The sequence below is a fragment of the Pontibacter kalidii genome (assembly GCF_026278245.1).
Classification (GTDB): domain Bacteria; phylum Bacteroidota; class Bacteroidia; order Cytophagales; family Hymenobacteraceae; genus Pontibacter; species Pontibacter kalidii.
In genome coordinates this window covers 2,721,273-2,743,925 of sequence record NZ_CP111079.1, presented here as the reverse complement: position 1 = coordinate 2,743,925, position 22,653 = coordinate 2,721,273, and the positions used below count along the sequence as shown (strand labels likewise).

Below are 22,653 nucleotides of genomic sequence, written 5' to 3'. Positions count from 1 at the left end.
TGTGGCGGCAAACAGCATAGGTTGAATATAATTAGTTTAGAGAGTAGTAGTTTTAGTTTAGTAAGGTGAAAAGGGACTGCCGAACCTCCGGGTTTGTGCAGCCCCTTTAGCCTTTTTATAAAGTTCAGCAAAAATGATACAGAGACTCTGGGTTTTACTACTTATACTTTGCGCTGCCTGCACATCCATGCCGCAGAAAGCAACCACTTCTGACTGGGTGTTGCTCTGGGAAGATGAATTTGAAACCGACGGGGCACCGGATGCCTCTAAGTGGAGTTTCTCCGGCAGACGTTCCCCCGACTGGGCCTGCTACTGCGCCGATAATCCTTCTACAACTTTTGTCAAAGACGGGCAGTTATACCTGCGCGGCATCCTCAGCGAAGACCCTGCCGACACAGCCAAATATCAAACCGCTTGTATCCAGACCAAAGACAAATTTGCCTTCCGCTATGGTAAAGTGGAAGTAAGGGCCAAGCTCTCGAAAGGCAAAGGGTCCTGGCCAGCCATCTGGCTGATGCCGCAGGATGCCAAGTATGGCGGCTGGCCCCACAGTGGGGAAATAGACATTATGGAGCACCTTAACTACGACTCCATTGTATACCAGACCCTGCACAGCCACCACATCGATAATCTACAGCAGAAAACAAACCCCCTATACTTCGCCACAGCCCCTTTCAAGGAAGGCGAATTCAACACCTATGGTCTGGAGTGGTACCCCGACCGGCTCGACTTCTTCATCAACGGCCAAAAGACTTTCTCCTACCCTAAACTCGAGAACGCTGATCATGTGCAGTGGCCCTTCGATGAGGACTTTTACATCATCCTGGACCAGGCGCTGGGCGGCAACTGGGTAGGAAGTATAAAAGACGAAGACTTACCCGTACAGATGGTAGTGGATTGGGTGCGGGTCTACCAGACAAGTGATCAACAACAGGCTAAGCTATAGAGCAGCATGCGAAGCAGACAAAGTATGAGTATACGATTCCTACTGTTGCTGGCTATACTTAGCGTGGCATCGTTTACCTATGCACAGCAAAAACCAAATGTGGTGCTAATTTACGTGGACGACCTGGGTTACGGCGACCTAAGCAGCTACGGAGCCACTAAAGTATTCACTCCAAACATAGATAAACTAGCCGAACAAGGTATCCGCTTTACCCGTGGATATGCCACCTCGGCCACCTGCACCCCCTCGCGCTATGCCCTTATGACAGGCGAGTACCCCTGGCGAAAACAGGGAACAGGCGTGCTGCCGGGCAATGCCGCGCTGATCGTGCCTACGGACAGGGTCACATTGCCGGGCGTGTTCAAAAAGGCTGGGTATAAGACCGCTGTCGTAGGGAAGTGGCACCTAGGCCTGGGTGATGCGGTGGAGAAGAACTGGAACGAGGATATTAAGCCTGGTCCCAACGAAGTAGGCTTCGACTACTCCTTTATTTTCCCGGCTACTGCCGATCGCGTGCCTACCGTTTTCATAGAAAACCACCGGGTAGTGGGCCTCGATCCGGCCGATCCGATACTGGTGAACTACCGGGAGAAAGTCGGCAGCGATCCTACGGGTAAGGAGAATCCGGAACTCCTGAAAATGAAGGCCTCGCCCAACCACGGGCACGATAATACCATTGTCAATGGCATTGGACGCATTGGCTACCTGAGCGGGGGCACCAAAGCCCGCTGGACGGATGAGGAAGTGCCGCTTACCTTTCTGCAGAAGGCCAAAGACTTTATCGTGGAGAATAGAAAGCAACCATTCTTCCTCTTTTACTCCCTCACCGAACCGCATGTGCCCCGCATGCCATCCACCTACTTCAAAGGCAAAAGCGACTTAGGCTATCGCGGGGACGTGATCCTGCAAATGGATTGGGCCGTGGGGGAAATCGTGAAAGAACTGGAGCTGCAGGGGCTTACCAAAAACACGCTTATCGTCTTTACCAGTGACAATGGACCTGTGCTGGATGACGGCTACGAGGACGAGGCCGTGACAAAGCAAAACGGACACATGCCGGCCGGGCCTTTGCGCGGCGGCAAGTATAGCATCTTTGAGGCAGGCACGCGTGTGCCCTGGATCGTGAGCTGGCCTGGCAAGATAAAAGCCGGAGAGTCGGATGCCCTGATCTCGCAGGTGGATCTGCTGGCTTCCTTTGCCAATCTGTTGCGCCAGCCGTTGGCATCAACAGATGCCCCTGATAGTCACAACATGCTGAGGGCGCTGATGGGCAAATCAAAGCAAGGCCGGGAAACACTGGTGCAACACGCCAGTACGTTGGCAGTTGTAAAAGACAATTGGAAGTATATACATCCAAGCAATGGCCCCGCCTATAACAAGCTGACTGCTATTGAGCTCGGAAATAGCGAGCAGCCGCAGCTCTACAACCTAAGGGAGGATATTGGGGAGCGGCATAACCTGGCTGCGCAATATCCGGAGAAAGTGGAGGAATTCGCTAAGCTATTGCAGGAAATCAAACAAAAAGGAAAAAGCAGGTAATTAAGTATATATTGTATGATGAAGCATTTACTCTTACTGACAGTGGCTTTTGTGGGAAGCTTCGTGGCTTCGGCACAGCAGCCGGCAAAGCGGCCAAACATCGTCATCATCGTGTCCGACGACCACGCGTTTCAGGCCATTAGTGCCTACGGCGGCAACCTGATGCAGACGCCCAACATCGACCGCATTGCCAAAGAAGGCGCTACCTTTAACAAGGCCTACGTCACCAACTCTATCTGCGGGCCGAGCCGCGCTGTGATCCTGACGGGCAAGTATAGCCACAAGAATGGCTTCAAGGACAACGAGAACTCTCACTTCGACGGCAGCCAGAACAGCTTCATCAAGGAGCTGGGCAAAGGCGGCTACCAAACTGCCTGGGTGGGTAAGTGGCACCTGGAAAGCGACCCGCAAGGCTTCGACTACTGGAAAGTACTTCCGGGCCAGGGACATTACTTTAACCCCGACTTCATTAACATGGACGGCAGCCGCGAGCGGATTGAAGGTTACGTGTCTTCCGTAACGGAGGACGTGGCCGAAGAGTGGCTCGACAGCCGCGACAAGAGCAAACCTTTTGCCCTGGTGATCGGCCACAAAAACACGCACCGCACCTGGATGCCGGACCTGGAGGATATGGGCATGTTCGACGACAAAACCTTTCCGCTGCCAGCCAACTTCTACGACAACTATACCAACCGCGAGGCTGCTCAGGTACAGGATATGACCATCGACGAGACCATGATCATGGGCTATGACCTGAAGATGTTCCCGGACTATGACAACATCAAGGACGGCAATATCACCCGCATGAATGAAGCGCAGAAGGCAAAATTTAAAGCCTACTACCAGCCGATCTACGAAGACCTGATGGCGCGCAACCTGAAGGGTAAGGAACTGGTGGAGTGGAAGTACCAGCGCTACATGCGCGATTACCTGGCCACCGCCGCCTCGCTCGACCGCAGCATCGGCCGCACGCTCGATTACCTGGATGCAAACGGCCTGGCCGACAATACCATCGTGATTTACATGTCGGATCAGGGCTTTTACATGGGGGAGCACGGCTGGTTCGACAAGCGCTTTATGTATGAGGAGTCGTTCCGCACGCCGATGGTGATGCGGTATCCTGGCGTAGTGAAGCCGGGTACTAAGTCAGAGCACTTCGTGATGAACCTGGACATCGCCCCGACCATGCTCGATGCTGCCGGCGTGGCTATTCCGAAAGACATGCAGGGCGAGTCGTTCCTGCCGTTGCTAACGGACAAGAAAGCGAAGGGTCGCGATGCGATGTACTACCACTACTATGAGAACGGCGAACATTCCGTGTCACCGCACTTCGGCATCAAGACTGATCGCTACAAGCTCATTCGTTTCTACAAGAGAGTGGAAGGGTGGGAGCTGTACGATTTGCAGAAGGACACGCAGGAGATGCACAACCTCTACGGCAAGAAAGGCTACGAGAAGATCACCGCCAAACTCAAAAAACAGCTCAACGGCCTGCTCGACAAGTATGAGGACGACGGCGCCAAGGCCTTGCTGGCCAAAGAGGGCGGGAAGCTTTAAGCTTTGATTGTACAATAAGCCTTCTTCTGCTGGCGCGAGTTTGCAACTCGTGCCTTATATAGAGTCGGATTTGTAAAGCGACTGGGCTGGAAGCCCAAGTTGTGGCAGGAAGAAAGACTTTGCGAACAGCAGGCGAGGCTTAATAAACAACATACTTGTGGCGCGAGCGTCCTCGCTCGTGACTGGCTATAGTTGGGCCTCCGGCCCAGTTGAGTTATAAACTCGACACCATGATAAGGCACAGGTTTGAAAACTTGTGCCAGCTAAAGATAAAAGTATAACTCCTCCTGTCTTTGCTAAGTCAGGATGGGCCATTGTAACAAAGTCAAAACACAATGCTCACCCTTATCCAGCGCAGCTTCGCTGCCTTTCTACTTCTGATTTCCTTTGCCGCGACGGCGCAGCAGATCGTGCCGCAGCCGCAGCAGGCAACTATCAACCAGCAGCGTTTCACACCGGTCCATGCCTACAAAGTAAAAGGCCTAAAAAAAGATGCGGCTACCTTAGCCCTGCTGAAGACGGTGGTGCCAGTGGCCGAGAAAGGCAAATCGCTTCCGCTGAAGGTAAAGAAGCTCAGGAAAGGAGAGCCCCAATTGCAGCGCTCCGGTGCTTACCGGCTGGAGATCTCGCCGGAAGAGATAACTATTGAGGCCTTCGACGACCGCTCGGTTTTCTATGCCGTGCAGACGCTGTCGCAGCTGGTGCAGAAAGAGCGGAACGGAAGTATAAGCTTGCCCGAAGCCACCATCACCGATTACCCGGATGTAGCGTACCGTGGCACGGTGGAGGGGTTTTATGGGGAGCCCTGGAGTCATCAGGACCGCCTGGAGCAGCTGCGCTTTTACGGCAAACTCAAGCTCAACACTTACATCTACGGCCCCAAGGACGATCCGTACCATTCCTCTCCAAACTGGCGCAAGCCATACCCTCCGCAGGAGGAGGAGCAGCTAAAAGAAGTGGTGCAGGAAGCAAAACGCAACAAGGTGGATTTTGTGTGGGCCATCCATCCGGGCAAAGACATTCAGTGGAACCAGGCCGACAGCAGCGCCATCATCACGAAGTTTAACCAGATGTATGATCTGGGCGTGCGTGCGTTTGCGGTTTTCTTCGATGACATCTCCGGCGCCGGAACGGATGCCAGGATGCAGGCTAACCTGCTCAACTTCATCCAGCGCCAGTTCATCCAAAAGAAAAAGGACGTGGCGCCGCTGATCATGTGCCCCACCGAGTACAACAAAGGCTGGGCGAATAAAGAACCGGGCACCTATCTCGACATCCTGGGCGAGCAGCTCGACCCGGCCATTCACGTGATGTGGACAGGCAACACCGTGGTGCACGACATTACCAAAGAAGGACTGGAATGGGTGAACAAGCGCATCCAGCGCCCAGCTTATGTGTGGTGGAATTTCCCGGTGAGCGATTACGTGCGTAACCACCTGCTCATGGGCCCATCCTATGGCATCGACACCGAGGCGAAGTATGATATGTCGGGCTTTGTGTCGAACCCGATGGACAAGGCGGAGGCCTCGAAGGTGGCGATCTTTGGCGTGGCGTTGTATAGCTGGAACATGCAAGCCTACGATCCGCAGCAGGCCTGGGAGGCAGCTAACCAATATGTGATGCCGGAGGCGCCGGTGGCCTTCCGCACCTTCAACGCCCACAACAGCGATCCAGGGCCGAACGGCCACCGCTACCGCCGCGATGAGTCGGTAGAGATCAAACCTTATATCGAAGCGTTCCTGGAAACCTATCAAAACGGGCTGCACCCTTCAGCGGCGGAAGCCAACAGGATAAAACAAGAGTTTGAAAGTATAGCCAAGGCCCCTTCCGAAATCCGAAGCAAAAGTCAGAACAAGCGCCTGGTAGAGCAGCTGTCGCCGTGGCTGCTGCAGTTCGAGCAGCTGGGCAAAGCCGGTAGCCATGCGATAGATATGGTAAATAACCGTATGAACCTGAACCCTGCCGCCGCCTGGGCCGAGTACCTGCGCCTGGAGGCTGTGCTGGATAGTATGGCTACTGTGGATGCCACCCTCAACCAGAATCCTTACCAGCCTGGCGTTAAAACCGGCTCGCTGGTGCTCATGCCTTTTGTGGAGGAGGTTTTCAAAATAACCGGCAACCATTTCGTGGGCGAAAATCAAAGTGTAGCAAGTATAAATACCGATGTCCCCACAAGCTACAGCCAGTCTCAGCGGTTGGCCACCCAACCACTGCTCTACAACAACAACGGCATTGCCTACTCGCCCATGCTGGAGGTGGCCTACCTGGATAGCGGCGAGTACATCGGTTTTAAACCGTCGGAGGCCTTGCAGGCGCAGGCTTTATACTTTAACCTGAGCAACAATAACCTGCTGAATTGGGGCGTTTTTGAGACCTCCAAAGACGGGAAAGTATGGACGAAAGCCGAAACAACAGCAGAGCGCGGCAAAGGAAGTATAGCTTTCACTGACCCAGGTATAAAGTATGTGCGTTTCCGTAACGCCTCCGATAAACGGCAGAATTTTTACCTGAAGGAGCTTCGTCTGAAGGTGAAGCCTGTTGCCGGAGCGAACGAGTCGGTTTTTGCCCATGACAAAAGTATAAACACCTATCAGACCCTGACCAGCCAGCAGCCGGTGACGGTAACGCTGCCAAAGGAACTGAGAGGAGCTGGCCTAGTCATCTTGCTGAAAAACGACGGTGCCAACTATACGATCACTGCACCCGGCAGAAACGGAAAGCAGCAAACCATTTACAGCGGCAACGGCAGCTACATCCGGATCGATAGCAGCAAACTCAAGAATGTGTCGAAGCTCACTTTCTCGACCGAAAGCAAGCAGCCGGTGCGCATTTACGAGCTGGTAAAGCAGGAACCAGCCAGTTAAGGAACGACCTGAAATTATCCACTTAAATTTAAACCTTCAGTTAAGTAAGCAATCCATACTTCTAAACAAACGCTCACCCCATGAAAAAACTTCTATACCTTCTCCTCTTAGTTTGCCTGGCCGCGTTTGAGGCCGGTGCGCAGGAAATCAACATCATTCCCAGGCCAAACAAAATCGAACTGGCAAAGGGACAGTTCGCACTTGGCAGCGCCAAAGCCATCCAGTATACTTCCGGAGCAGAAAAGGAGGCCGATTTCCTCCAAAAAGCATTGCAGGAGAAGTATAACCTATCACTCGAGGCTAACGCCGGCAAGGGTAAGAAGAACACGATCAGCTTGGAGCTGGATAAGAAGCTGTCCAAAGACCTGGGCAAAGAAGGGTATAGACTGACCGCAACGCCGACGCAGGTGACCATCAAGGCAGCCACGGAAGCGGGCATCCACTACGGTATTCAGAGCCTGCTGCAGGCCCTCCATACTTCTGAAGGCAAATTTATGCCGGCGGTGGCCATAGAAGACAAGCCACGGTTCGAATGGCGCGCCTTGCACCTGGATGAGGCCCGTCACTTCAAAGGAAAAGAGGAGGTGAAGCTGCTGCTTGACGAGATGGCCCGCCTGAAAATGAACGTTTTCCACTGGCACCTGGTGGATGATCAGGGCTGGCGCATCGAGATCAAAAAATACCCGAAACTGACGGAGGTTGGCTCAGTTAGAAAAAGCACGGCCGTAGGGGAGAAGAAGTGGAACAGCAACAAGCAATCCGGGGAGCCGCACAGCGGATTTTATACTCAGGAGGAGATAAAAGAACTGGTAGCCTATGCCGCCGAGCGCCACATCAACGTGGTGCCGGAGATCGAGATGCCGGGCCACGCCAGTGCGGCCATTGCCGCTTACCCCTGGCTGGGCACGGACAATCAGAAGATAGAGGTACCGGTAAAATTCGGCCGCTTCTACGACATCTACGACGTGACTAATCCTAAAGTACAGGAGTTCCTCCAGGACGTGCTGCAGGAGGTATTCGCGCTGTTCCCCTCCAAGGTAATCCATATCGGCGGGGACGAAGTGGGCTACGAAGCCTGGGAGAAATCGAAGCAGGTAAACGCCTACATGAAGGAGCACGACATCAAGACTTACGCTGATTTGCAGGTGCATTTCACCAACAACATCTCGAAGTATATTGAGCAGAACGGCCGCCGCATGATGGGTTGGAACGAGATCATGGGGATTAACATCCACCATGACTTCGAGGAGAAAAAAGCAGATGCCAATGCCGAAACCGAGCTGGCCAAAAACGTGGTGGTGCATTTCTGGAAAGGCGATGTGGAGCTGATCACGCAGGCTGCCTCCCAAGGTTACCAGCTGGTGAACTCGCTGCACTCGATGACCTACCTGGACTATGACTACAAATCTATCCCGCTGCAGAAAGCCTACAGCTTCGATCCGGTGCCGCAGGAGCTGGCCAAAGAGTATCATCAGAACATCATCGGCACAGGCTCCCAGATGTGGAGTGAGTGGATCCCGACGCGAGGCGAAATGCACTATCAGGTGTTCCCGCGCCTGGCCGCCTACGCCGAAGTGGGCTGGACGCAGCCACAGAACAAAAACTACGAGCAGTTCCGAAACGCGCTGTTGCCGCTCCTGCAAGTATGGGAAGCCCGGGGCATTCATTTTGCCCCGCTCTCAGACGCGGAAGAACAGAAGAAGAATCAGTAATTATTTGACAAAGGATTTTTTGACAAAGGACGAAAGACATACAAAGTATAGTTGCAGCATACCGATGTCCCCCTTTGAAGGTGGGAGGGGGATGACAGGCTGACCGAGGGGCAACGATTTATACTTGAAACACCTTTGTCCTTTGTCAAAAATTCCTTTGTCCTGAAAGGATTTATACTTTTAGCTTGCAGTACACTACATGAAAAACAGGCCAACCCTACTGGTTTTATACTTTCTGCTCGGGGTGATACTTCCGCTGCAGGCGCAGCAGGTGAGCATTATTCCGCAGCCGGTAAGCCTGGAGCTGAAGGAGGGCTATTTTATACTTGATGCCCATACCTCCATCCAGTTTAAGCGGGGTGACAAAGAGCTGGCGGCCCTGGCAACGTACTTCGCCAACCATGTCAGAGAGGTGTCTGGCTATACCTTGCCTTTGAACAAAAAGAAGGCAAAGGCGGTCCGGTTTGAGCTGGGAAGTATGGCAGACTTGGGAGCGGAAGGATACAAACTGAGCGTGTCGCCCGAGGCCATCCTTGTTAAAGGAAACAGTCCGGCGGGCGTGTTCTACGGGTTGCAGTCGCTGCTCCAGACCTTGCCGGCCGTGCGCACCAACGAGGCCTTGCAGGTGCCTGCTATGGAAATCTCCGATGAGCCGCGCTTTGGCTGGAGAGGCATGATGCTGGACGTGAGCCGCCATTTCTACACCGTGGAGGCTGTCAAGGAGTTTATCGATTTGATGGCGCTCTACAAAATGAACACCTTCCACTGGCACCTGACCGATAACGAAGGCTGGCGATTGGAAATCAAGAAATACCCGAAGCTGACCTCGGTGGGAGCCTGGCGAAAGGAGATTCCGGGCAGCGTGTACTATAAACCCGACTCTACCTATCAGAAACCCCTTACCGGCAAGCCCTATACCTACGGTGGCTACTATACCCAGGAGCAGGCCAAAGAGGTGGTGGCTTATGCCAAAGCCCGCCACATTACGGTGATCCCTGAAATTGATATTCCCGGCCACTCGGGTGCGGCGCTGACAGCTTATCCGGAATTCTCCTGCGAGCGCCACCGGCAGCAGGCACCCACCTCCGCCCTGTGGAACGGCGTGACAGACCCTGCCAACGTGAACCTGAACTACTGCGCCGGCAACGACAGCACTTTCCTGTTTCTGCAGGACGTGCTCGATGAAGTGAGAGCGATCTTTCCGGCAGAGTACATCCATATCGGCGGCGATGAGGTGGACAAGTCGTACTGGAAGAAATGCCCGCGCTGCCAGGCACGCATGGCGGCAGAAGGATTAGAGAACGAAGAAGAACTGCAGAGCTATTTTATCCGGCGCATGGAAAAATACCTGCTGGCACACAACAAAAAGCTCCTGGGCTGGGACGAGATCCTGGAAGGCGGATTGGCCCCATCGGCCACGGTAATGAGCTGGCGCGGGGAAAAGGGCGGTATTGAGGCAGCCAAGCAGAACCACTACGTGGTGATGACGCCCAGCGACCCCCTCTACTTTAACCGCTACCAGGCTGGTCCGGAAGGCGAGCCCTTTGCGGCCAAGTACTCCATCAACACCCTCGAAAGGGTGTACCAGTATAACCCGCACCCGGAGGCCTTAACGCCAGACGAGCATAAGTATGTGCTGGGCGCGCAGGCCAACATCTGGACCGAGTTTATCTCTTCGGTAGCGCACCTGGAGTACATGCTTTTGCCGCGCCTGCCTGCCATTGCCGAAGCCCTCTGGACGCCCCTGGAAAAGAAAGACTTTAACAGTTTTGTGAACCGTCTGAACAGCTGGCATTTCCCGGGTTGGGAGGCCAAAGGCATCCGCTTCCACCCGCAGTACTACCAGAGCCAAACGCACGAAGGCAACCGCGAGGTGGAGCCGAAGCCGGTGAAGTAGAACGGCGGCTTATGCTCTTTGTCCTTTCGGCGATAGGAGAAATCTACCCGGAGTTCGGAAAAGATCTCTCACAAAGTTCGGGCTGACAGAAATGCAGGAGAGAGGTGACATCATACTGCTGCTATTCTTTACTTAAATCAAACATGAAGAGGCTTTTTCTATTCATCATCCTTATACTTCCTGCACTGGCCATACAGGCGCAGCAGCGGCCAAATATCATCGTGTTCCTGGTGGATGACATGGGTTGGATGGATACGTCGGTGCCTTTTGCCGACAAAGTATACCCGGTGAACAAGCGCTACCACACGCCTAACATGGAGCGCCTGGCCCGGGAAGGCATGAAGTTCACCAGCGCCTACGCCACACCGGTCTGTACGCCTTCGCGGGTAAGTATGCTGACGGGGATGAACGCGGCCCACCACGGCGTCACCAACTGGACCACGCCCTGGAAAGACCGCAATTCCGATACGCCGGATGAGCAGCTGAACTTTGCCAACTGGAACATCAACGGCTTGAGCCCCATAGCGGGCGTGCCGCAAACAGCCTACGCCACCCCTCTGCCGCAGTTGCTGCAGGAGAACGGCTACATGACCATACACATAGGCAAAGGGCACTGGGGCACGGCCGGCACGCCGGGAGCCAATCCCCATAACCTGGGCTTTATGGTAAATGTGGCCGGGCATGTGGCGGGGCGTCCGCTCAGTTACCTGGGCGAGCAGAACTACGGCAATATGCCCGGCAAATCCTATAATATCCATGCGGTGCCGGACATGGCGGAATACTATGGCTCAGAAACCTACCTGACGGAGGCCCTGACACTGGAAGCGCTCAAGACACTGGAGGCACCGATCCGTAACAAGCAGCCGTTTTTCCTGCACCTGGCCCATTATGCCGTGCACGACCCGTATGAGCCCGACAAGCGCTTTTTACAGAAATACCTCGACACCGGGCTGAGCCAGACCGAGGCAATTTACGCCAGTATGGTGGAGGGGATGGACAAGAGCCTGGGGGATGTCTTAAATTACCTGGAAAATAATGGTGTGGACGACAACACAGTGCTTATATTTATGAGCGATAACGGTGGCCTGAGTCTGTCTTATGCCGGGAGAGGGGAGGCTCACACGCAGAACTTCCCTTTGAAAGCCGGAAAAGGTTCGGTTTACGAGGGGGGCATCCGGGTACCCATGCTGGTGAAATGGCCGGGTGTGGTAAAGCCTGCTTCGGTTACTCATATGCCCGTTATCATTGAGGATTTCTTCCCGACCATACTGGAAATGGCGCAGGTAGAGAAGTATGAGGTGGTGCAAAAAGTGGACGGCCAAAGCTTTGTGCCCTTGCTCAGATCACCAAAGCAGAGGCCGGCAGGCCGCGCCCTGGTATGGCACGTGCCCAACAAATGGACCGAGCAGGACGGACCAGGCATCAATTACAGAAGTGCTATCCGCGAAGGCGACTGGAAACTGATCTACCACCTGCGCGACGGTAAAATGGAACTCTACAATCTGGAAAACGACATTGGCGAATCCACGGACCTGGCAGCCAAACACCCCAAACGCGTGAAGGCGCTGGCCACGGAACTAGCGCAGCAATTGCGGCAGTGGGAGGCTCCGATGCCGTCGTTTAAAAGCACCGGAAAACCGGTGCCGATGCCAGACGAAGCGCTCCAAAGTATAAACTAACAAGTATAAAATCTTTAAGTATAGCTCACCCCTACATGAAAATGAAGAAGATAACCCACAGCCTCCTTTCCCTTCTGCTGGCAGCTTCTGCTCCAGCCGTTGCGCAGCAAACAACTCACGAAAAGGTAAACTTTGTGATCCTGCAGCCCGGAGATTCCGAAGCCGACATCATTCGCAAGGCGGCCAATGTGGTGCCCACCCCTCGGCAGTTGCGCTGGCAGCAGCTGGAGCTGACCGGTTTCTTTCATGTGGGCGTCAACACCTTCACTAACCGCGAGTGGGGCACAGGCAAGGAAGATCCGGCCATTTTTAACCCCTCACAGTTAGACGCCCGCCAATGGGTGCGCGTGGCCAAGGAGGCCGGAATCAAGCAGGTGATCCTCACCGCCAAGCACCACGACGGTTTCTGCCTGTGGCCGACAGCCACCACCGAACACTCGGTGAAGAACAGCCCCTGGAAAAATGGAAATGGTGACCTGATGAAAGACGTAGCGGAGGCCTGCAAGGAGTACGGCATTGGCTTTGGCGTGTACCTCTCACCCTGGGACATGAACTCACCAGTGTACGGCACGGATGACTACAACGACCTGTTTGTAGAGCAACTCACCGAACTGCTGACCAATTACGGGCAGATAGATGAAGTATGGTTTGACGGGGCCAATGGCGAGGGCCCGAACGGCAAAAAGCAGGTATACGACTTCGACCGTTGGTACAAGCACATCCGCAAGCTGCAGCCTACGGCCACTATTGCCATTATGGGCCCGGATGTGCGCTGGGTGGGCACCGAAACCGGCTACGGCCGTGAAACCGAGTGGAGCGTAGTACCAGCCGATAACCTGGACCAGAATGCGACGGCGGCAAATTCGCAGCAGGCGGTGGCGTTTAAACCTACCGGCGATATGCGGGGCGAAGTGCTGGGCAGCCGCGAGAAGATCCGCAACGCCAAAGGGCTGGTATGGTATCCGGCTGAAACGGACGTGTCGATCCGTCCGGGTTGGTTCTATCATCCTGCCGAGGACGATAAGGTGAAATCGCCGGAGAAGTTGCTCGATATCTACTACAGTTCCGTGGGCCGCAACGGGGTGCTCCTGCTCAACATCCCGCCCGACACGCGCGGCCTTATCCACGAGAGTGACGTGAAGGCGCTGCAGGGTTGGACCAAGCTGCGCCACGACACCTTCAATAAGAACCTGGCAGCAGGTGCTAAAGTGAAGGTAACGGGCAAGAACAAAAAAGCCATACTCGACGGCAAGTATGACACGCACTTTACCACCAAATCAGAGAAAGACACCACAGCCGTGATAGAGCTGAAACTGGACGGCGAGCAGACCTTTGATGTGCTTATGCTGCAGGAGAACATCAGCGTAGGGCAGCGTATAGAGAAGTTTGCATTCGATTACTGGAAAGACGGTCAGTGGCACCAGGCAACCGAAGGCACCACCGTGGGCTACAAGCGCCTGCTGCGTTTCAAGCCGGTAACGGCCAGCAAAGTGCGCCTGCGCATCGAGTCGTCGAGGCTGAACCCGACCATCTCAGAAATCGGGCTCTACAAGAATGCACTCGAAGGCATGGCTATTTCAGCGAGTGAGCACTAGCAAAGTATAAAACCCAGGTTGCGATGAATCCACCCCTAGCCCCTCCAAGGAGGGGAATTTCTGCAATCGTAACAAAAATCCCCTCCTTGGAGGGGCGGGGGTGGGTTTACACCTTCATCAAATGAGGGAATCGCAACCTGAGTTCTAAAGTATAAAACCGACTGGCCAGTACAGCAAGTATAGATGCTGGTTGGTTTTATACTTCACGACACAATAACTACCAATAGCCTTTAAAAGGCAAAAGACTAAACTACCATGATTAAGAAGACCACCCTTCTTCTAGCCCTGTTTTTCCCCTTTCTGGTGCTGGCCCAGCAGCCGGTCAGTATCATTCCGCAGCCGGTAAGCCTGCAGCGCAGCGAAGGCCACTTTGTAATTGACGGCCATACTTCTATCCACCTGGAAAACGGGAAAAAAGAGCTCCGGCCTGCCGCTGATTTTCTGGCCGCGCGCATCAAAGAAGTTTCCGGTTTGGAGCTGCCGATCAAAAAACGCAAAGGCAAAGCCATTAAACTAGCCATTGAAAGTATAAACAGCCTGGGCGAAGAAGGCTACCAACTGCAGGTAACGCCGTCGGAAATAAGCATAAAAGCCAACTCCAAAGCAGGTATCGTGTACGGTATCCAATCGGTGCTGCAAACGCTGCCCGCTGTGCGCACCAACGCGGCGCTGCAGGTCCCGGCCATGACCATTACGGACTACCCACGCTTTGCCTGGCGCGGCATGCACCTGGACGTGAGCCGCCATTTCTTCTCGCCTGACGCCGTGAAGCAGTACATCGACCTCATGGCTACTTACAAGATGAACAAGTTTCACTGGCACCTGGTGGACGATCCGGGCTGGCGCATCGAGATCAAGAAGTATCCTAAGCTGACCGACGTAGCAGCCTGGCGTGTGGACCATACCGACAAACCCTGGGATGCCAGGCCGCAGGCAAAGCCGGGCGAGCAGCCCACCTACGGCGGCTACTATACCCAGGAGCAGATAAAAGACATCGTGGCCTACGCTGCTCAGCGTAACGTCACGATCGTGCCGGAAATAGAGATGCCGGGCCACGTGGCCTCGGCCATTGCCGCTTACCCGCACCTGAGCTGCAGCGGCAAAGAGCAACTGCCGCTTACGGGTGGAGACTATACCAACATGTCGTCTAACTATTGTCCGGGCAACGAGGAAGTGTTCACCTTTTTGGAGGACGTGCTGGATGAGGTGGTGGCGCTTTTCCCCGGGCAGTATGTGCACATCGGCGGTGACGAGGTAGATAAGTCGGGCTGGAAAAAATGCCCTAGTTGCCAGAAGCGCATGGCCGATGAAGGCCTGAAGAACGTGGAGGAGCTGCAGAGTTACTTCATCAAGCGCATGGAGAACTACCTGCTCACCAAGAACCGCCGCATCATTGGCTGGGACGAGATTCTGGAAGGTGGGCTGGCTCCCCAGGCCACGGTGATGAGCTGGCGCGGCGAGAGCGGCGGCATCGAGGCTGCCAAAATGGGCCACGACGTGATCATGACGCCCGGCTCCCCGGTCTACTTCGACCATTACCAGGCAGGTCCGGAGGGAGAGCCTTTGGCCATTGGCGGCTTTAACACGCTCAAAAAAGTATACGACTACGAGCCTATCCCGAAAGAACTGACAGCAGAAGAAGCCAGGCACGTGCTGGGCGCACAGGCCAACGTCTGGACCGAATATATTACCACCGCCTCGCACCTGGAGTACATGGTGCTGCCACGCATGCTGGCCCTGGCCGAGGTCGTGTGGTCGCCGAAAGAGAGCCGCGACTGGGTAAGCTTTAACCAGCGCCTGCAGCCCCAGTTCAAAGCCTTCGACCAGAAAGCGCTGCATTACTCCAAAGGCAATTTCACCGTGGACATCAAGCCCAGCTCAGAAGGCGGCAAGCTGCTGGTAACGCTCTTTACCGAGGCCATGAACGGGGAAGTATACTATACCCTGGATGGCTCGGAGCCAACGGCGCAAAGTATAAAGTACAAGCAACCAATCCAGATCGATTCGTCGGTGGTGCTGAAGGCGGTGACGGTGGTGAATGGCAAGGTGATGGGCCTGAAGCCGGCGGAGCAGTCGTTTAGCATGCACAAGGCCGTTGGCCGCGAGGTAAAGTATGAAAACCCGGTGAGCAAGCATTATATGGCTGACGGCCCTAACTCGCTGACCGACGGGGTGCGCGGGCGGCACGCAGTGGGCAAATACTGGCACGGGTTCAGCGGCAGGGATATGGTGGCAACCCTGGACTTAGGGGAGGCCAAATCAATCTCCAACATCACCCTGGGCAGCCTGCAGCATTACCGCGATTGGATCATGCTGCCGACGGCCGTGAAGTTCGAGGTCTCCACCGATGGCAAGAGTTTTAAGGAAGTAAAGACGGTGAAGAACCCCGTGTCGCAAAATGAGCAGGAGGCGACCATGCACGATTTCAAGGCCCAGTTCCCGGAGCAGAAGGCAAGGTATGTGCGTGTTACCGCCTACCACCTGACCGCACTGCCGGAAGGCCATAACGGTGCCGGCCAACCCGCATGGCTTTTTGCCGATGAGATTGTGGTGCGGTAACAAGCAGGATAAGATACTAATATAGTACAAGCCATATGGCGAGAAGTTGTACTTATATCAGGAGTTGAGCAGGTTTTAGCCTTATAATTACTATATTTAAGAGCAGAAAATTTACTGGTCATAACCTGATCAAAAAGACTCATAAAACACCCATGCCTACAAGAAGAGATTTTGTTAAGACCGGCGCCATCGCGACAGCCGGTATCGCCGCCTCAGGTTTTTCATTTATGTCGTTCACTCAAAAGCAAAAGTTCGAGAGCCAGCGCCCTGCCATGTCGGAGCGTAATTTCACGAGCAAAGCGGTAGAAAAAGCAATTAAGGATGTAAAGAAGAGCATTGCCGACAAAGAGTTGGCCTGGATGTTCGAAAATTGCCTTCCAAGCACCCTGGATACCACTGTTAACTATCAGGAGAAGAACGGCCGTCCGGATACTTATGTGATCACCGGGGATATTGACGCCATGTGGCTGCGCGACAGCTCGGCGCAGGTATGGCCTTACCTGGCACTGATGGACAAGGACAAGCCGCTGCAAAAACTGATTGCCGGTGTAATCAACCGCCAGACAAGCTACATCATCACCGACCCCTACGCCAACGCCTTTTACGACGACCCTACCAAGGAAGGGGAGTGGGCCAAAGACCTGACCAAGATGCAGCCGGGCATCCACGAGCGCAAGTGGGAGATCGACTCGCTGTGCTACCCGATCAGACTGGGCTACCACTACTGGAAAGCCTCCGGCGATACAAACCCGTTTGATGCGGAATGGGAGAAAGCTATGCGCCTGGTGGTGAAAACCTTTAAAGAACAGCAGCGCAAGGAGGACAAAGGGCCCTACAAGTTTCAGCGCGTAACCGGTTGGCAAACCGACACGGTGGCAGGTTCCGGCTACGGTAACCCGATCAAGCCGGTAGGGCTGATCTGCTCTACCTTCCGTCCGTCCGACGACGCCACGATCTACCTGTTCCTGGTGCCGTCGAACTACTTTGCCGTTACCTCGCTACGCCAACTGGCTGAGATGAGCGAGAAGATCAAGAAAGACAAAACCTTTGCGGCCGAGTGTACCGCCCTGGCCGACGAGGTGGAGAAAGCCCTGAAGGAATACGCTGTGGCGGAGCACCTGAACTACGGCAAAGTGCACCCGTTTGAGGTGGACGGCTTCGGCAATGAGCTGTTTATGGACGATGCCAACGTGCCGAGCCTGCTGGCCATGCCGTACCTGGGCTGCTGCCCGGTGGAAGACCCGATCTACCAGAACACCCGCAAGTTTATACTTGGCCAGGACAACCCCTGGTACTTTGTGGGCAAAGCCGGACATGGCATTGGCGGTCCGCACACCGGAGTGGATATGATCTGGCCGATGAGCATTATTATGCAGGCCCTGACGAGCCAATCGGATGAGGAGATAAAGGAATGCCTGCACCAGCTCAAGAACACGCATGCCGGTACCGGTTTCATGCACGAGTCTTTCCACAAGGATGATCCTTCCAACTTCACCAGAAAATGGTTTGCCTGGGTAAATACCCTGTTCGGAGAGCTGATCCTGAAAGTGCACGCCGAGCGTCCGCACCTGTTAAAAGCGCAAGTATAAAGCACAAGTGCCTGGCTTATGGCTGAAGTATAATCCGCTGTCCCTTTCAAGGGAAGGGCTGATTTATTTTGAGAAGATAAGTACAAATTTCTCTGTCATTCTGGAAGAGACTTGGTGGTAGTAGAAAGAGGCTCCTTCTTCCTGGAGGTTAAGCTATACTACTCGCTATCAAGATCCTTTCAGGATGACAAAAGATAGAAAGGATCAGCCTTGTTCTGAGAGGAGAGGGATATACGTTAGAAGTCAAACATACTTCAGCATTAACCTGCAACATCAACCTATAAAATGAGCACCAGACGAAAATTCATAAAACTATCTGCCCTCGGCGCTGGCCTGCTGGGCAGCGGCTTTCAGTATGCCAGCGCCTTTGGCGGCTCGCTGGGAGCGGCCAAAAAAAACAAACCTGTCGTGATTTCTACCTGGAACCACGGCATACCGGCTAACGCGGCGGCCTGGGAAATTCTGAAGAAAAAAGGTACCGCGCTGGATGCCGTAGAGGCTGGCGTACGAGTGCCCGAGGCCGATCCGGAAGTACGCACGGTGGGCTACGGCGGCTACCCCGACCGGGAGGGCCATGTGACCCTGGATGCCTGCATCATGGACAAGGACAGCAACTGCGGCGCGGTGGCCTTTCTGGAGCACATTAAGCACCCGATTTCGGTGGCGCGCAAGGTCATGGAGGACACCCCGCACGTGATGCTGGTAGGAGACGGTGCCCTGCAGTTCGCCTTGGAGAAAGGGTTTCAGAAAGAGAACCTCCTGACGCCGGAATCTGAAAAAGACTGGAAAAACTGGCTGAAGGAGTCGAAGTACAAGCCGGTGATCAACATCGAAAACCACGATACGATCGGGTTGCTGGCGCTGGACGCGAACGGCGATCTGGCCGGTGCCTGTACTACCAGCGGTGCCGCCTACAAGATGCACGGCCGCGTGGGCGATTCTCCGATCATCGGGGCTGGTTTGTTTGTAGATAACGAGGTAGGAGCCGCCACGGCCACAGGTTTGGGCGAGGCTGTGATCCGTATGGTGGGTAGCCACCTGGTGGTGGAGCTCATGCGACAGGGGAATTCGCCGGAGGACGCCTGCCGTCTGGCCGTGGAGCGCATCATTGCCAAGCACAAAGATGTGAAAGACCTGCAGGTAGGTTTTATCGCCCTCAACAAGAACGGCGAGTATGGCGGGTACTGCATTCACAAGGGCTTTAACTATGCCGTGCAGGATAAATCGGGAGTGAAGCTGCTGGATGGAAAGAGCAAGTTCTAAACCGCTGCTGGAGATCTGCATCGATTCGGTGGCCTCTGCCATAGCCGCCGAGCAGGGAGGCGCGCAGCGCGTGGAGCTGTGCGACTACCTGGCCGGCGGCGGCACTACGCCCAGCGCGGGGATGATCGAGGTGGTGCGCCAAAGTATCAACATCGGCCTGCACGTGCTCATCCGCCCGCGCCGTGGCGACTTTCTGTACTCGCCTGCCGAGTTTGAGGTGATGAAGCGCGATATACAGCTCTGCCGCGGGTTAGGGGTAGACGGTATCGTGATCGGCGCCTTAACAAAGGACGGAAGTATAGACGTGGCCGGTACGCAGGCATTGATCGACGCGGCGCAAGGTATGAGCATCACCTTTCACCGTGCCTTCGACCTGGTGTCCGATCCCTATAAGGCGCTGGATGATTTGCTGCAACTAAACGTGCACCGCCTGCTTACTTCCGGGCAGCAGGAAACGGCGCTGCAGGGCGCCGACCTCATCCGGGAGCTGCATGAAAGAGCGGCTGGCAAGCTCATCATCCTGCCCGGCGGCGGCGTAACACCGGCCAACGTGCAGGAGCTGGTCTCCAGAACCGGCGTAAGCGAGGTGCATGCCTCAGTGCGTAAATCAGTAGACAGCGATATGGTATACCGCAAAGATTACCCGCCCATGTCCAGCAACCGGGTGCTCTCTGAGTTTGAGCAATTAGTGGCTGATGTGGAGCAGGTGAGGGGATTGGTTGCTGGTTGGTAGGTGTTGGTTGTTAGTTGTTGGATTAGTTGGCTAAGCCGCTCTACCTGTCCTCCCGAAAAGAGGAGGGGTCTTTCGGGTATTCTGAAAAGATCTCTCGCGCTGCTCGAGATGACAGAAAGCCGCAGCTATCGAACTGATACCAGTCCTTGGGTTGAGCGCCTTGTGAGATCCGGTGCCCGTTTAGGGCAGCCGCAGCGCAGCGGAGGCAGGAGGGAAAACAGCGCGATGCCAAAGGACGAGCCCTCTCGGGCTTGAGAGCACCAAAGCCAGAGATAAAACAATGCAGGTTGTAAAGCCGTGGATCAGCAGCAACTAGCAAGCATAGCTTGGTTCAAATGGAAGGAAGCAGCAGTTATGCAAGTATAATTAGGAACTGTTGTTCTGCAAGCAACCTGAAAGCAGGAAGGATACGCTTGCAGCAGCTGGCCCACAAGGTCCTTTCAGGATGACAAAAGAGGGACGGTGTTGTCGCTGTCATTGGCAAGTATAGCAGCAAGTATAAACAGAGTAGAAAGTAGAGCTCCAGTAAAGAAGTATAGCCCAAGTATAAGTATGGCTCTTCGAGCCAGTCGGGTTGCAAACCCGACACCATAACAGGACACGAGTTGCAAACTCGCGCCAACAGGAGGAGCTGCAATAGCTAAGCGATGAAGGCACAAGCGGACGCTTGCGCCAGGGAAGTATAAAAGTATAGCCAAAGTATAAACATGGCTTGTGCGGATTATAAATCCGTCGTTCTATACTTTCGGATTACAAATCCGAAAGAGCGGGATAAAATAAGTATAGCTCAAGTATAATGATAAACAAGTACAAACTATTACTCATCTTTCTCTTAGTGCTCAGCGGCAACTTCGCCTCCGCGCAGGCCAAAAAAGCCGCCCCGCAGGACAGCACCAAAATGCAGTGGTTCGGCGACGCCAAGCTCGGCATCTTCGTCCACTGGGGCATCTACGCCGTGAACGGCATCCCCGAATCGTGGTCCTTCTTCAACAACTACATCAGCCACGAAGACTACATGAAGCAGCTCGACGGCTTCACGGCAGATAAGTATAAGCCGGAGGAATGGGCCAGGCTGATCAAAGAGTCCGGTGCGCGCTATTCGGTCATCACCACCAAACACCATGACGGCGTAGCCTTGTGGGATAGCAAAATGGGCGGCATCAACACCAAAAAGCATACACCGGCCAAACGCGATGTGCTCACGCCTTTTGTGGACGCGCTACGCAAGGAAAACTTGAAAGTAGGCTTTTACTACTCGCTGCCCGACTGGAGCTATGCAGACTATGACGTGTTCACACGGGCTAAAAAACGCTATTCGTTAGCCGAGGAGCCACGCCGCTGGAAGAAGTTCCAGAATTTCTATCAGGGCCAGCTCCGCGAGCTTTCCAAAAACTACAACCCGGACCTTTATTGGTTCGACGGTGATTGGGAGCATAGTGCAGAGGAGTGGCAATCGGATAAGGTACGGGAGATGTTGCTGGGCTACAACAAAAACGTCATCATCAACTCGCGCCTCAACGACTACGGAGACTATGCCACCCCGGAGCAGGGCGTGCCAGTGGTAAAGCCACAAGATAAGTACTGGGAACTGTGCCTGACCATGAACGACTCCTGGGGCTATTCGCCGCACGACCACCATTACAAGAGCCCGAACCAGGTTATCCGTACCTTCGCCGACTGCATCAGCAATGGCGGCAACCTGCTGCTCGACATCGGCCCGAAACCGGACGGCACCATACCCGAGGAGCAGGTAGCGATACTAAAGGAACTGGGCCGCTGGACGAACAAGCACGAAGAAGCTATCTTCGGCACCGTGGCAGGCATTCCGCAGGAGCATTTCTACGGCCACTCTACGCTGGCCAAGGACGGTAAAACTTTATACTTATTTGTGGAGAACCAGGGAACCGAATCGGTGCGCGTGCAGGGGCTGGCTACGCCAATTAAAAATGTAAAAGTAGTGGGTAGCAAGGCTACTGCCAAGTATGAGCAGCAGGGTAACACCACCTACATCCAGGTGCCTGCCAATGCCTACGATGAGCAACTGACCGTGTTGGCTTTGTCGTTTGACGAGCCGCTGAAACTGGCTTCTCCAGCGCCAGCGAAACTGGCCTTGGCAGAGTTGCAGAAGACTGGCAAACTGGATGCGACGCAGCGTAACCGCACGATCCGCCGGGTAGCCGATAACCTGCAGGCAGGAAATAACCCCTTCCAGAGCACCGCCTTGCAACCTGACGGTACTGAGGTAAAGCAGCTCAAACTGGCCGATGCGGGTGTAGAGCGTTGGGTGAAAAAGCATGCCGAAACCATGTATAAAGCCAACCCAGGCCTGCCAGAGGGGCATTACGAGGGAAATACTTCGCTATCTGAAGATAAACAGACGCTGTACCTATTCGTGGAGGGTAAGCCAACCGGTCCTATCGCTATCAAAGGACTTAAAAACAAGCTGCACCGCATCCGCGTGGTGGGCAACGGCACTTTGCTGGGCCACGAGATCTTCAACAAGCAGTACTGGAGCCACATCCCCGGCATCGCCTACATCGACGTGCCGCACGACCTGCTGGACGAGGACCTGACGGTGATCGCCATATTGCTGGACGGTCCGGTGGAGTTATACCGTGAGGAAATAAAGCCGATCGAAAGTAATTAATCTGGACAGGCTTTACCCACCTTCATAGAGCTATGCTCACTAGCTCTATGGGGGTGGATTTCTGGTACAACAA

The 22,653-nt window shown here is 54.4% G+C and carries 13 protein-coding genes; all 13 read left to right on the top strand.

Annotation, left to right across the window (positions count from 1 at the left end):
• The first annotated feature begins 133 nt into the window (after positions 1-133).
• Complete coding sequence (locus OH144_RS11645; RefSeq protein ID WP_266202414.1) at positions 134-946, top strand: glycoside hydrolase family 16 protein; 813 nt, start codon at positions 134-136, stop codon at positions 944-946.
• A gap of 24 nt (positions 947-970) precedes the next feature.
• Positions 971-2,485 carry a sulfatase family protein gene (locus tag OH144_RS11640; protein ID WP_266202413.1) on the top strand — a complete coding sequence of 505 codons (1,515 nt, stop codon included), beginning with the start codon at positions 971-973 and terminating at the stop codon, positions 2,483-2,485.
• A gap of 15 nt (positions 2,486-2,500) precedes the next feature.
• Positions 2,501-4,042, top strand: a complete 1,542-nt coding sequence (locus tag OH144_RS11635) for a sulfatase (RefSeq protein WP_323134715.1) — start codon at positions 2,501-2,503, stop codon at positions 4,040-4,042.
• 335 nt (positions 4,043-4,377) lie between these two features.
• Positions 4,378-6,906 (top strand): beta-N-acetylhexosaminidase family protein, encoded by a 2,529-nt coding sequence (locus OH144_RS11630; RefSeq protein WP_266202412.1) that lies wholly within the window; start codon positions 4,378-4,380, stop codon positions 6,904-6,906.
• Positions 6,907-6,986: 80 nt separating this feature from the next.
• Positions 6,987-8,618, top strand: a complete 1,632-nt coding sequence (locus tag OH144_RS11625; RefSeq protein ID WP_266202410.1) for a beta-N-acetylhexosaminidase — start codon at positions 6,987-6,989, stop codon at positions 8,616-8,618.
• Between the two features lie 199 nt (positions 8,619-8,817).
• Positions 8,818-10,515, top strand: a complete 1,698-nt coding sequence (locus tag OH144_RS11620; protein WP_266202409.1) for a beta-N-acetylhexosaminidase — start codon at positions 8,818-8,820, stop codon at positions 10,513-10,515.
• 143 nt (positions 10,516-10,658) lie between these two features.
• On the top strand, positions 10,659-12,194 hold the full coding sequence (locus OH144_RS11615) for a sulfatase (RefSeq protein ID WP_266202408.1): 1,536 nt from the start codon (positions 10,659-10,661) through the stop codon (positions 12,192-12,194).
• 41 nt (positions 12,195-12,235) lie between these two features.
• A complete protein-coding gene (locus tag OH144_RS11610) occupies positions 12,236-13,789 on the top strand; it encodes an alpha-L-fucosidase (protein ID WP_266202407.1) in 1,554 nt (517 codons plus the stop codon).
• A 255-nt stretch (positions 13,790-14,044) separates the two neighbouring features.
• Positions 14,045-16,348: a glycoside hydrolase family 20 protein gene (locus OH144_RS11605; protein WP_266202406.1), complete on the top strand. Its 2,304-nt coding sequence runs from the start codon at positions 14,045-14,047 to the stop codon at positions 16,346-16,348.
• Positions 16,349-16,500: 152 nt separating this feature from the next.
• The gene (locus OH144_RS11600) at positions 16,501-17,937 is read left to right on the top strand and encodes a glycoside hydrolase family 125 protein (RefSeq protein ID WP_266202405.1); all 1,437 of its coding nucleotides are present in this window, start codon (positions 16,501-16,503) and stop codon (positions 17,935-17,937) included.
• Positions 17,938-18,222: 285 nt separating this feature from the next.
• A complete protein-coding gene (locus tag OH144_RS11595; RefSeq protein ID WP_266202404.1) occupies positions 18,223-19,200 on the top strand; it encodes an isoaspartyl peptidase/L-asparaginase family protein in 978 nt (325 codons plus the stop codon).
• On the top strand, positions 19,181-19,933 hold the full coding sequence (locus OH144_RS11590; RefSeq protein ID WP_266202403.1) for a copper homeostasis protein CutC: 753 nt from the start codon (positions 19,181-19,183) through the stop codon (positions 19,931-19,933). Before OH144_RS11595 ends, OH144_RS11590 begins: the two co-directional genes overlap by 20 nt.
• 796 nt (positions 19,934-20,729) lie before the next feature.
• On the top strand, positions 20,730-22,580 hold the full coding sequence (locus OH144_RS11585; protein ID WP_266202402.1) for an alpha-L-fucosidase: 1,851 nt from the start codon (positions 20,730-20,732) through the stop codon (positions 22,578-22,580).
• Positions 22,581-22,653: the final 73 nt, after the last annotated feature.

Excerpts from the sequence above, each read along its gene's own strand:
- OH144_RS11645 (WP_266202414.1), top strand. The coding sequence starts at position 134 with ATGATACAGAGACTCTGGGTTTTACTACTTATACTTTGCGCTGCCTGC.
- OH144_RS11640 (WP_266202413.1), top strand. The coding sequence starts at position 971 with ATGAGTATACGATTCCTACTGTTGCTGGCTATACTTAGCGTGGCATCG.
- OH144_RS11635 (WP_323134715.1), top strand. The coding sequence starts at position 2,501 with ATGATGAAGCATTTACTCTTACTGACAGTGGCTTTTGTGGGAAGCTTC.
- OH144_RS11630 (WP_266202412.1), top strand. The coding sequence starts at position 4,378 with ATGCTCACCCTTATCCAGCGCAGCTTCGCTGCCTTTCTACTTCTGATT.
- OH144_RS11625 (WP_266202410.1), top strand. The coding sequence starts at position 6,987 with ATGAAAAAACTTCTATACCTTCTCCTCTTAGTTTGCCTGGCCGCGTTT.
- OH144_RS11620 (WP_266202409.1), top strand. The coding sequence starts at position 8,818 with ATGAAAAACAGGCCAACCCTACTGGTTTTATACTTTCTGCTCGGGGTG.
- OH144_RS11615 (WP_266202408.1), top strand. The coding sequence starts at position 10,659 with ATGAAGAGGCTTTTTCTATTCATCATCCTTATACTTCCTGCACTGGCC.
- OH144_RS11610 (WP_266202407.1), top strand. The coding sequence starts at position 12,236 with ATGAAGAAGATAACCCACAGCCTCCTTTCCCTTCTGCTGGCAGCTTCT.
- OH144_RS11605 (WP_266202406.1), top strand. The coding sequence starts at position 14,045 with ATGATTAAGAAGACCACCCTTCTTCTAGCCCTGTTTTTCCCCTTTCTG.
- OH144_RS11600 (WP_266202405.1), top strand. The coding sequence starts at position 16,501 with ATGCCTACAAGAAGAGATTTTGTTAAGACCGGCGCCATCGCGACAGCC.
- OH144_RS11595 (WP_266202404.1), top strand. The coding sequence starts at position 18,223 with ATGAGCACCAGACGAAAATTCATAAAACTATCTGCCCTCGGCGCTGGC.
- OH144_RS11590 (WP_266202403.1), top strand. The coding sequence starts at position 19,181 with ATGGAAAGAGCAAGTTCTAAACCGCTGCTGGAGATCTGCATCGATTCG.
- OH144_RS11585 (WP_266202402.1), top strand. The coding sequence starts at position 20,730 with ATGATAAACAAGTACAAACTATTACTCATCTTTCTCTTAGTGCTCAGC.